The sequence below is a fragment of the Paraniabella aurantiaca genome, from assembly GCF_050309965.1.
Classification (GTDB): Bacteria; Bacteroidota; Bacteroidia; order Chitinophagales; family Chitinophagaceae; genus Niabella.
This window is the reverse complement of sequence record NZ_JBLOSY010000003.1, coordinates 150,741-163,567: the sequence shown is the minus strand read 5'-3', so window position 1 is coordinate 163,567 and position 12,827 is coordinate 150,741. Positions and strand designations below refer to the sequence as shown.

The 12,827-nt window shown below is 41.8% G+C and carries 6 protein-coding genes; all 6 read right to left on the bottom strand.

Annotated elements, in window-relative coordinates; genetic code table 11:
• Positions 1-7 precede the first annotated feature (7 nt).
• The 6 genes from ACLOAU_RS23905 to carA all read right to left on the bottom strand — a co-directional run bounded on the left by ACLOAU_RS23905 (position 8) and on the right by carA (position 12,699).
• Positions 8-1,726, bottom strand: coding sequence for a SusD/RagB family nutrient-binding outer membrane lipoprotein (locus tag ACLOAU_RS23905; protein WP_427864448.1), 1,719 nt, complete (start codon positions 1,724-1,726; stop codon positions 8-10).
• Between the two features lie 19 nt (positions 1,727-1,745).
• On the bottom strand, positions 1,746-4,868 hold the full coding sequence (locus tag ACLOAU_RS23900) for a SusC/RagA family TonB-linked outer membrane protein (RefSeq protein WP_427864447.1): 3,123 nt from the start codon (positions 4,866-4,868) through the stop codon (positions 1,746-1,748).
• Between the two features lie 54 nt (positions 4,869-4,922).
• Positions 4,923-5,672 carry a DeoR/GlpR family DNA-binding transcription regulator gene (locus ACLOAU_RS23895; protein ID WP_427864446.1) on the bottom strand — a complete coding sequence of 250 codons (750 nt, stop codon included), beginning with the start codon at positions 5,670-5,672 and terminating at the stop codon, positions 4,923-4,925.
• Between the two features lie 157 nt (positions 5,673-5,829).
• Positions 5,830-7,671 carry a RagB/SusD family nutrient uptake outer membrane protein gene (locus tag ACLOAU_RS23890; RefSeq protein ID WP_427864445.1) on the bottom strand — a complete coding sequence of 614 codons (1,842 nt, stop codon included), beginning with the start codon at positions 7,669-7,671 and terminating at the stop codon, positions 5,830-5,832.
• An 11-nt stretch (positions 7,672-7,682) separates the two neighbouring features.
• Positions 7,683-11,117 carry a SusC/RagA family TonB-linked outer membrane protein gene (locus ACLOAU_RS23885; RefSeq protein ID WP_427864444.1) on the bottom strand — a complete coding sequence of 1,145 codons (3,435 nt, stop codon included), beginning with the start codon at positions 11,115-11,117 and terminating at the stop codon, positions 7,683-7,685.
• 475 nt (positions 11,118-11,592) lie between these two features.
• Positions 11,593-12,699, bottom strand: coding sequence for a glutamine-hydrolyzing carbamoyl-phosphate synthase small subunit (carA, locus tag ACLOAU_RS23880; RefSeq protein ID WP_427864443.1), 1,107 nt, complete (start codon positions 12,697-12,699; stop codon positions 11,593-11,595).
• Between the last annotated feature and the right edge of the window lie 128 nt (positions 12,700-12,827).

The following is a 12,827-nucleotide window of genomic DNA, read 5'->3' as shown; positions in this document are numbered from 1 at the left end:
AATTAGATTAAGGTTCAGTAATCCACATTTTGGTTACATGCCAGTTGTTGTCAAGAATTCCGAGCCTTCTTAACTCATCTATATTGTAAGTGAATTCGGAAGTGTAGTGGGGGCGGACTTTTTGTGCCATTTTAAAGTTATTTCTCTGGTCCCAGACGATATTAGGGTTAAACCCTTTATAAATGTTTAAGAAATTAGCGAAAGAGGCATCTTGAGTGTCGTAATAATCATATCTCTTCATATCTGTCCAGGTTTCAATAAAACCCCAGCCCCAAAGCGAAATATACTTCTGCTCCATGATGTCCGTCAAGGTAAGGGTGGCTGCATTTTGTCTTACATTCGTACTAGCCAGGTAGCTGTTTCTAGCGGACGAAGTAATCGGATTAATGTGATAAATACTTGATGACCCTCTCACCTCGTTATAATTTCTATTGATAAAATCAAAATGGAGATTGATTCCTTTTTTATATGCGTCGTAGGCTTTCGTTATATCACCTTTGAGGAATGCGGCTTCAGCTTTAATAAACTGAATTTCTGACGCAGTCATCACGGGGAAGGGCGCCTTATTTTTAAACAGGTATTTGCCACCTGGTTTGCTAAAATCTGCCGTGCCTGGATTGAAATATAAACTATCGCCAAATGGGATAGCAACTTTTTTCCTCGAATTATTATAAGTGGTCAAAGCTGTACCGGAAGCAGGTGGAAGACCATTTACCAGATAAGATTCCGGAGCATTCAGGGCTGAAAAAGGATCTCCCTGAGCCGCATCTACTCCCCTATATCCTCCATTTCCATTTGTTGTGTCATGTGAGGCGGAAAGCATATGGGATAGCCGTGGGTCTCTTGTGGCGGCATTGCTTATGCCTGAAAATATAGTGCCGTCAAGAAGGCGTACTATAAAATTGCTCTGACGCATAGCCGTCATATTGTCACGGTAGGTTCCGAAATAGTTCGCATTGGCATTAATTGTTGCGTCGAACGGTACACAAAAGTCATCTGCTGCAATAGCCAGCGAACTATCGCAATATTTTATAACTGAGTCTGGTTGATATAGCGCAGATTTTTTAGAAAGATGATTATAATTACGCGCTAAAACGCCATAGACGAATTTCTTCCATTTTCTCAAATCGCCGGCGTACACCATATCACCTCTTGCTATAGTATTGGCTGGATTGCCTATTGCGGAATTCAAATATACTAAGGCGTCTCTGCACATAGAATCTACCACTTTGTAAATAACCTCTTGCGTTTGATACCTGAATTTAAAGCTATCCTGAATAAAGGTTTCATAGAAAGGCATATCTGAATGATAGTCAGTTCCATGTTGATATGCCCATGATTTCAATGCGAGGCCTACACCAAGAAAATCATTTTGATTAAGTCGTTTGGCGTTTTCAAGCATGTATTCCATATTCTTACCGTATGCAAAATAAACCATGTTCCATGTAGAAGCCATAGTGCCACCGCTAAAAGTGAATCCTTGGATATCATACACGTTATTATTGCTCACAGCAAGCGTTAACCAGTTTTGGGTATATTTAGCAATATACATGCCCCCATCCACCTGCAATGCTGTGGGAATAGCCGCAAGCATTTGTGGAAGTACTGATGAATTAGATGGCTCTTGTGTGGTGTCGGGATCGGAATTGATGTCCAGCCATTTCTTACATCCGGATGATACGATGATAACGCTACAAGCTATTATTAATGCTACTTTAATTTTCATATACTACAGTTTGCGAAGTTTAGAAACCTAATTTTAATCCAAAGTTGAAAGCACGAGGCGTGGGTATTGCCCCCCAGTCGATACCCGCTCCGCCATAACCACGGGCATTAGATGAGTTCAAAGCATTGGTATTGGGGTCCATACCGGTATAATTAGTGATAAGGAATAGATCAGTTCCGGTGACAAACAGTGAAGCGGTGCGGATAAATTTGGTACGTCTTAACAAAGACTCTCCGAAACGATAAGCCAGCGTAGCGTCTCTTAAGCGCATCCAGTTAACATTTTCGATATAGTCTGCTTCAGCAAAAATGCCGTTGTAATAGGAACTTCTAAAATAGGGGTTAACTGCAATGGTATTTATTGTAGGGTTGTCTGTATTTTCCAGCCCATCTTTTAGTATTCCTTGAATTACTCTGGGTTGTTCCCTATCTAATGTTCTTTTGCTTACTCCCATAATAGTCATCATCATTTCGTTAGCATTAAACACGTCACCACCTTTTCTGAAATCAAGGTTAAATGACAACACGAAATTCTTATAATTCAGGTTGTTGATCAACCCGAACTTAAAATCAGGTTGACGATCTCCAATTGCTCTGAAAGTGGCGATAGAAGCCGTTGGTAAACCTGTAGTTGGACTAATTAATAATTGCCCTTTATTGTTGCGTTCGAAGTCATAGCCAGATAGGGTAGCTAACGATTGACCTACTTCAACCTGTGATCTCATGTTGCCAAAAACCCAGGTGTCTGAATCATAATAAAAAGGAAGGCCACCTGGCAAACTATTTACGATAGCTTTAGACTTATCGAAGTTGACGATTACATCCCAATTAAAGTCTTTGCTTTTTACAGCTTGTCCCATTAATTGAATTTCCCATCCTTTAGCTGTTAACTGTCCTCCGTTTACCCATTTTAATATCGTGCCGCTTGCATAGCTGGTTCTGGTAGCATATATATTATCTTTTACATCATTTCTAAACCAAGCAACATCGATGGACAGGCGTTTGCCAAAGAATTGTGCTTCTCCGCCAAATTCCATGTTCTTAGATATTTCTGGTCTCAAGTTATAGTTATTCCCTGTAGAATTGAAAGCGTAGCCGCCACCTGTAGAAGTTACCGATTGAAAAGCATTATCAATGACATAAGGAGAATATGGTCCTTTACCTGTGGTGGCATAAGAGGCGCGAAGCTTGGCGAAACTTAACCATCCTTTCGTTGCCTGCATGAAATCGAGGTCTGAGAAAACAAAGCTTCCTGAAGCAGATCCGTAATTAAAGAAGGGTTGCTGGTCTCTGAACTTAGACATAAAAGTTGATACACCTTCGCGAGTGCCAGTTAGGGTCACAAAGAGAAGATTGTCATATCCCAGCGTGTATCCTCCGTAAAAACGTATTTTTCTTGTCTCTCTTTCCTGAAGTGTCGAAAGCCTGGTCGTGGGATCAGTATTGTTGATTGACGCAAAGTCCGGTTCGTAAAAGCGCTCACCCCGCTGTGAATTGATCTTACGCTTATTATTCTCTAAATAAACACCAGCATATGCATCGTTTGTGAATTTCGAAGCGAATTTGAAATTATAATCCAATCTCCCCGTTCCTGTAACGTTAAGCGCATCAGATTGATAAGTACTGATTAAACCGCCCTGTGTGAAATATTCTCTTGAATAGGGATGATACAGCAGCAAGCCGTTTTCAGAGATCGTGTTAATGGAGAATAGCCCAGTTGCAGTAAGACCTTTGGCAATTCCGATTTTCAAGTTCGCATTTCCCCGCATATTGCTACTTTGATCATTGGAAATATTCTTGTATACATCCCAGAACGGGTTGTTCAATTCTGCACTGGGTGCAACATTCCGGATTGTTCGCCTTGATCCGTCAGGGTTCATATAAATGCTGGCATCCACATCTCTGGGATAAGTAATCAGGTTTAGGTAGTAGGTACCCTGACCCTTGGGTGCCTTATCATTAGCAGAATTAGTATAAAAGATGTCTGTTTGCAAATTGATGTTTTTCCTCAACTGAGCAGTTGCACTGATGTTAAACGTATATTGTTCCAGTGTAGTGTTAGGTACTACACCATTTGATGTAAAATAGCCGGCCGATAATCTATAATTCAAAATGTTGGTTCCGGATGTGAGAGAGACTCCATGACGCTGAGCTTTACCGTTCTGGAAAAAGTTTTGTATGTTATCATAAAACTTAGTGCCCTCTGCATACCTGGGACCAAAAAAACGGTAACCGTAAGTGGCATTATAGGAGTTGGGGTCAAATACCCCGTCGGAGCCTCTGGTATAAACTTCCTGTAGTTGAGGGAACCTATAAACTTCCGAAAAGCTGAATGAATTGTTATAGTTTAAAGATGTTCGACCTGCCCTGCCTTTTTTGGTGGTGATCACTATGGCACCCGACGCTCCATCTGATCCAAATTGTGCCGTAGCTTCAGGGCCTTTAAGTATTACTACGCTTTCAATATCATTGGGATTGATATCTGCGATTCTGTTAGAATAGTCACTGTTTCGGTTGGCGAAGGCCGTACCGCTGGATTGCGCGAGGTCTTCCTGATTCATTCCACCATCGGAAACTGGTAGGCCGTCAACCACAAATAAGGGAGCGTTGTTGCCCCCAATAGATGTGCCCGCCCGCAACATTATCTGCGCACTTGCGCCAGGCAAACCTGATGTGGAAGTTACCTGTAAACCTGGTACCCTGCCTGCTAATGAATTAAGAAAATTATCTCTCTGTGTGCTGGCAAGGTCATCGCCCTTAACGGATGGCGCCTGATAACCTAATGATCTTTTCGATCTGGCTTGTCCATAACCAGTGATCACCACATTATCCAGATCTACGCCACCTTGCGACATTCTAAGTGATATTGTTTTGGATTCTCCCACAGTTACAGTCTTGGTAAGGTATCCAATAAAGGTAAAAGTTAAGATATTGCCTTTCTCCGCGTTGATAGCATAACCTCCGGAAGTATTGGTAACTGTTCTTAGGTTTGTGTTCTCGTTAGCCACGGTGACGCCTATCAATGGGGATCCATCGTCGTCTGCTAAAACGGTTCCTGAAACGACTTGCGCTTTTAAGTAGTCTGGATACGCGAAAAGCAGGATGATTGACAGGACTTTTAGAAAGAATAGTTTTCTCATCATCTATATTTTAAGTTTTAGTATGAACGTGTTAATACTTCCCGGTTGTGGACTAAATTACATTACCGTTACACCAGCCTGCTTAAAAGGGGCCAGTGTTTTGTCCGAAGGGTCTAGTTCAGTGATCAGGTAATCGATTTTTTCTATTTTGCACACACTGATGGGTTGGTAAGTCTGCAGTTTCTCCGAGATCGTCATGCAAATTACTTTTGATGCCGAACTTACCATTGCCTTCTTTATTTGAACAACTTCCCAATCATTGTCTGTAAGACCATGTTGGGTGTCAATAGCATTGGTGCCCAAAAAGCATAGATCGGCATTGACATGGCTGATCTTTTGAATAGCTTCGGCACCAACTGTCAGTTTAGAGTCGCGCGATAATTTGTCGCCAATTACTACTACATCGAGTTTAGGGTGTGCCATGCAGGCATTGATAACAGGAATGCTCCCTGTCATAATTGTCAATTTTAACTGAGGAGGAAGGGCCCTGATCAATTCCAGTATAGTTGTACCCCCGCTGGTTAAGACAAACATCCCGCTTTGTATCAATTGTAATGCTTTGCTAACGATAAGCTTCTTATGCGCCTGCGAATAAACATTGATAGGCGAAAACTGCACTTCATTAAATGCCATAGACAGGGCACCTCCATGCACTTTTATCAGCTGACCGGCTTCCGACAACTCCTGCAGGTCTCTTCTGATGGTATCTTCAGAAACCGCAATTTCACTGCACAAATCAACGCTCAATACTTTATTATGAAGATTGAGCTGATGCATGATGTAGGCTTGTCGTTCTTTCTTAAGCAATTATTACTGTTTTGTTAAATCTGTCTTAAAGATATAGCCATTTCCGCAAAAACCTGCAAAAAGCAGGAAAAATTTGCAAATTTTTTCTGCGACACTGAAAATAGATAAAAGCAAAAAAGCCGGAATAAAAATCCGGCTTCTCTCAACTTCATATACTTTACCAATCGGTAGTTTGAGTAAGCGTGTAGCCACGCTCTTTGTATTCGTTGATTTGTTGAAGTCCTATGGGCGATAAATAAACCCGGTCGTTGAAGTCCAGCCGGTTACTCGCATTTTCTACCATCCAGTAACCTACCATATCTGACCTGTTATTTCCATTCCACGTAACAATAGTGCCATCGGCTTTTTTAACTCTTACACGGTTCACCGTAGCCGTGGTAAGATAGGTGGGAATTTCAGCAGGAATATCAACCCAGGGTCCTAGGAAGTAGTCGGGGTTGCTATTAAAGTTCATGTATTGAAGTTTTTTCCAGCGTTTCAGGTCGAGTAAACGGAAGTTCTCCAGTACAAACTCCATGCGTCGTTCTCTACGTATCTCCCATATCAACGCAGGTACATCTGCATCCCTGGAAGGATCATCAGGAAGCGATGCCAGAGACAATGAGGCGGTTTTTTGAACACCTTTAGCAGTGGCTGCTGCATCCAAAGGCCGGCCGCGTATGGCATTAACAGACTTATCTAAGTCGGCTTGCGTTATTGCAGCCCCGCTATAGTATTGGGCTAAAACGGCTTTTGCCTCAATCCAGTTTAAAACTACTTCACCCAACCTGATAACAGGCGCGTCACTGGTATTGGTGTTACTACCCCATGCCGGGGGATAAGTTTTTCCGATATAAGTAATAGCTTCTCTTGACGCAAATTTGTATCCGTACAAGAGTGTAGAGGAAGCGGCATTAGCTTTGTCGATAAATGAGGCTTCGAAACGCGGATCCCTTGTTTTAACCAGGTTGGCAATAGAAAAATTGCCGGCATTAGTTACTGATGAGTTTTGCCAGGGTTTGCCATCCGTTAATATAAATGATTTGATCAACACCAGGTTTGGATCTACACCTACAACCTCGGTACCATTGGAGTAGGAGCCGATAGAATGGGTTACCTGTAATGCTGGGTCGTATGTTCTGTACATGATCACTTCTGCATTTCCCGCTAGATTATCAGACGCAAATAAGGCTTTAAAGTCACTGGTGAATTTATAGTTAGTATTGCTCATTACAAGGTCGGCTGCTTCCACAGCTAACTCCAGGTATTTTTTAGCGCGTGCTGCATCCAGGCCATGATAATGCTCATAAGTGCCTTCAAATAACATAAAACGCGAAATAAAGGCCGCAGCAATATACTTGTTTAAGAACTGGGTGCCGTCATTAGTTCTAATATTGGCCAGTACATATTTAAAATCGTCATAAACATTATCCATTACAACACCTCTGTTGTCCCTGTCTTTATACAAAGTGGGAAAATCGGTTTCTGGTATCGGCTTGCTAAAGTAAGGTACATCGCCAAATACGCTTACCAATCTGGAGTATTCATAACCTCTGAAGAATTTTGCCACAGCACTCCAGTGTTTATAGGCATCTTCTGATATAAGTGGTTTAGCAATGCTGTCGATGCGATTAATAAAGATGTTGGCTTTTCGAACCCACGAGAAATTCCAGGTCGGACCGGAATATTGTTGTAGCCAGGCGGCACTTTCAAGATTAGAGCCTCTTGATGAAGGAACAGTATTTTCAAAATTCGACTGCACATTTTTCCCGGTTACATCGTCGTTAAAAGTATAACCTCTCAGGGGAGCGTAGTCCAGGGTAAAGCCGGTGTTATACCCATTGAAGTAGTTGGAGTAAAAACCGGTAGCAAACATTCTTAAATCATCTTCATTTCTCCAATATAATCCTGTTTCATCAATGTAACTGGTTTGTGGCGGTCTGTCCAGAAGGTCCTTGCTACAGGAGAAAAAAGTAAGGCCGGCTATTCCAAGACTCAGTAAAAATTTATATTGATTCATTATTTTCATTTTTAGAAGTTTAATTGAACGCCAAAAGAAAAACTTTTAAAGGAGGGGATGCCTACACCGGTACGACCTGCATTATAGTTGGTCGTATTCCACATAGAATACCCGTTAATGGTTTCGGGGTCTATTGGCAGGCCATTGAGATGATCCCAGGTTACAAAATTTTCCAGGGCCACATATACTCTTAGCGAGTTAACCCAAATCTTTTTCATAATATCCTGTGGAAGCGAATAACCTACCGTTAGGTTTTTCAATCTCAGGTAAGCCATGTTTAACAAATAACGGTCTTGTACCTGCATGTTATTATTTACGCTGCTGCCTGCGTTGTTATAGGCAGCTGGGTAAAATGCACCTGTGTTGTTGGAAGTCCAATAATTACCGGCTATGGCTTCCGGCATTGCTCCATCAGCTGAGTTGTAACCTGGAATAGCTAAAAAGCCATCGCCCCATATCTGCCTGCGGGCTACGCCCTGGAAAAATACGCTTAAATCAATGCCTTTATAATCGGTACCTATGCGGAAGCCATATTCATACCTTGGATTGGTATTTCCGATTACTTCAAGGTCGCCATGGTCAGCTAATGATGCGCTTCCATTATCTATTACACCATCTCCGTTGATATCCCTGAATTTAACATCGCCAGGTCCAAAATAAAAGTTGGAGGTGTTTTGGAGAAAGGTCTGGTACATTGGTTTCTCTCCATTGGCACCTGGCTTTAACTTATAAGCTTTTTGCCCTACATACTTAGATGGCACTTCATTAGCGGTAAGCGTTATTAACTGAGGCTTGCCAGAGGCATCCAATTCAAAGTCGCTCATTTGATATAGCCTGTCTGTGCGATAACCCCATATTTCTCCGATATCTTTGCCGTTGTAGTTGCCATTAACCTGTGTAGACGACCCGTATTGTTTGATCCTTGTTTTAGCGTCTGCAATATTTCCACGTAAATTAATGCCAAGGCCGTTGGCAAAGCGGTGATTAAAGTCTACCGTTAACTCCCAGCCATTTGTTTGCAGCGAGCCAAAATTGCCTTGTGGAGCACCGATACCAAATGTCAGTGGGACGCCTTCCATCGGAACAATCATGTTATTGGTGTTTCTCTGGTAAAGCTCAAATGCGATATTAATTTTATTTTTGAGCAAACCAATATCAACACCCAGGTTTTTAGTTTCAATGTCCTGCCAGGTAATGTTTTGAACGATTGCCTGGGGAGTGCCTACAAAAGGAAGTTTTTGGCCATTTCCACCTATCCAAGTAGACAGGCCACTTGACATGAGGGGTAGGTAAAATGTATTAGGCACCGTTTGGTCTCCTATGGATCCCCATGATCCTCTTACCTTCAAGAAGCTTAAAACCGGCTTGCTCCAGTCCATAAACTTTTCTTCGCTGATCACCCAACCTGCGGAGAAGGAAGGATACCAACGCCACCAGAGATCGGAGGAGAATTTAGAAGAACCGTCATATCTCAAATTGGCTTCTAACAGGTATTTATTTCTGAAAGCATAGTTGATACGTCCGAAGTAACCTAACTGCGATTCCCAGGTTTTATCTCCAAATACAATAGGAGGGGCCCCTACGGCAAAATTGAACTGCGGGTTGTTAATGTCGGTTAATTGATTTACCTGTTGCGATTGCCATTCTGTAGTAGCAGCAACACGGTTAACTCCCAGAATAAATTTGAAGTTATGATCCTCTTTCAGATCCCAGTTATATGTGGTAAAAGCATTAATAGTGCTGCTGTTAAAATTGGTTACCTGGCGGAAGATATGATCGGGGTTAGATCCGAGGGCTGTGTACATATCATTAGAAAGGTCAAACGCTGGCATTGCCCCCGGAGCAGTACTGGATACCACATTACCAGTACTATCCACATAAACAGGTTGCCCGCTTGAGTTGACCCTTGCTTTAGGCGCTACCCATGAATTACGCGCCGTATAACGGGTGCCCGGGCGTTTCCATATTTCATCCTGTGACGTATATGTATAATCAAAATCAAATTTCCAGTTCTTGGTAAAATTAAGAGTAGAACCCAAGCTGATATTTATATATTTCTGAAGAATATTGGCTGTATTGGCTGCTGCAGCCTCGCTAGCCGGACTACGTATAGGATCGCCATTTTCATCTCTGCCAAAAGGGTAGAGCGGCCCCCATCTGTATAAATAAAGCCAGGGATCGGCAGTAGTTGAGTTAGTGATGTAAGGATATTCTTTATTTCTTTCAGAGTATAAAGCACCGCCACGGATAGTGATATATTTATTGATTTCGCTGGATAGTCTTACTGCAGCATTGTAACGGGTAAACTCATCTTTTTTAGCGGGCTTCATCATACCACTCTGGTTCAGTACCCCAAGTCCTACATTATAAGATGTTTTACCAACTGTTTGCCCAATAGTGATATCATGCTGTTGGGTTGGCGCCCAATTTTTAACCATATAATCGTATGGATCGTAGGTACGAACCCCCATTTTTTGGTTGCTGGCTCCCTGTACATACCAGTCTCTTCCGAAAACAGTGGGATCATCAGGGCCGATAGAACCACCATATTTGTTTTTCCATTCCACCGATTTTAGATAGCTGGCCCTGTCCACATAATAGAAAGCGCCTACCGGTGTAGTAATGCCCACACGCTCTGCAGCATCTACAGTGTATTTGAGCGCATTTACATCTGCCATCTCAAGGTCTTTCCATATGTTTTGCCAGGAGAAGTTATTGGAGTAGTTGATCTGAGGTTTAGGACTTCCCGAACCTTTTTTAGTAGTAATCAATACAACACCATTAGAGGCTTTGGCACCATATATAGAAGCGGCGGCGGCATCTTTTAAGATTGTAATGGTAGCAATATCATTAGGATTAACAATCTGGATACTCGGAATTTCTACGTTATCCAATAGGATCAAAGGTTTGGTAGTACCTTGGAAAGAGGTAATGGCCCCCCTGATTTTGATGATTGGGTCAGAACCTACTTCACCACTCGGAATTGTTACACTTAATCCGGCTGCAGCTCCCTGCAGGCCTCTGCCCACATCAGCTATAGGGCGTCCCTGAAGTGTTTTTTCAACATTCACCGTCGAAACAGCGCCAGTAAGGTTACCTCTTCTTTGTGTACCATAGCCAACCACAACAACATCTTCCAGAGACGTTGTGGCCCTTGGTAACACAATCGAAATTTCGTTGGCATCACCAATAGTAAAAGTGCGATTTTCGTACCCGATAAAAGACAATTCTAAAACCTGTCCCCTGGCTGCCTGAACAGTGAACTTTCCCAGGTCGTTTGACATTACAGCAATGTCTGTTCCCTGTATTTTTACGGTAACGCCTGCCAAAGGTGCCTGATCATCCGAGGTTACGGTTCCATTAATACTCCTGGATTGCCCGTACACCTGATGGGCTGACATAAAAAACAGATGAAACGTCAGAAATAGAACTGCAATCTTTCTCATGATTTCTTCTTTACGGTTTTTGAAAGTAGGATTTTAATAAAATGTAATTTTTAAGCATCTCAATGCCGCATTCTTCCTTCGAATCGATTCAACATAATCTGCCAGGTGCTTTATATTGCACTATCATCTTATTAATGAAATACTGATAGCCCCCGACGGGTTATTTCCTAGTAAATGGTATGGTCAGACAGTGGGTATTCAACATAAAGTGCAAATTTTTTGATCACAGCACTGCTAACACACCTATTCAAAAAATATCCATACGAGAAAATATCCTTAACTCATTGGCAATACTTATATAGATGTTAAGGATACCTTAAAGATAATATAGTTTCCCGCAAAAAACCGCAAAAAGCGGAATAAATTTGCAAGTATTTTACAAAATTTATCGAGGCCTTGTTTAATAATAACCAAAACAAATAAAAAAGCCGGGCTCTTAACAAAAGCCCGGCTCAGAATATGATTTTTAGTAATACTAATTTTTCGACTCTTTAATAAGCGATATAAAATCATCAAATAAATATCTGGAGTCATGTGGCCCCGGGGTACTTTCGGGGTGATACTGAACAGAAAAAGCAGGTTTGCCTTTAACCCGTATGCCTTCAATAGATTGGTCATTAAGGTTTACATGCGTTACTTCAACTTTATCAGAGGTTTTAATAGATTCAGGATCAACGCCAAATCCATGGTTTTGGGTGGTGATTTCCGACCTTCCTGTCACCAGGTTTTTTACCGGGTGATTCAGTCCCCTGTGACCATGGTGCATTTTAAAAGTTTCAATACCATTAGCGAGCGCTAAAAGCTGGTGGCCTAAGCAAATGCCGAAAACAGGTTTTTCTTCGTTCAGTATTTCTTTTACGGTATCGATGGCGTAATCCATAGCCGCAGGATCACCCGGACCATTAGAGATAAAATATCCATCCGGATTAAAACTTTTTACCTCTTCCAACGGTGTTTTAGCAGGGAACACCTTAACATGTGCACCGCGCTCCACCATACAACTTAAGATATTTCTTTTGGTTCCATAATCCATTACAGCAATCTTGATTGGAGAGCCCGCATCTCCCAGTTCATACGCTTCTTTAGTAGATACTTTTGACGCCAACTCTTGTCCACTCATATCCGGTGTTTCGGCGAGCTTTAACTTAAGTTGCTCTATGTCAAATATTTCTGAAGAAATAATGCAGTTCATAGCACCTTTGGTTCGAACATGGGAAACCAAAGCCCTTGTATCTACGCCATGTATGGAAACGATATTATTTTTTTTCAGATAGGCATCAAGAGACCCCTCTGCTCTTTTGCGGGAATAATTTTCGTTCAGGTTTTTAGCAATAACTCCCAGTACTTTCACGCTGTCGCTTTCCACATCTTCAGGAATTACACCGTAGTTGCCTACGTGAACCGCATTCATAATTACGATCTGGCCATAATAACTGGGATCGGTAAAAACTTCCTGGTAACCGGTCATACCTGTATTAAAACAAATTTCACCGGTAGTAGTACCAATAGCACCAAAAGCGAAACCTTCGGCAACAGTTCCATCTTCTAATAATAAAATAGCGCGGGATTGTGTTTCGGACATGAATTTTTTTTTATTGTGGGCCCAACTTAGTGCTGCTGTCAGCGATCTTGCGTCGCACCCTTGTACTGATGAATAGATTTCAACAAAAAATCGCGCAAAAATAGGGCTAAAAAATCAGATATTAAAAG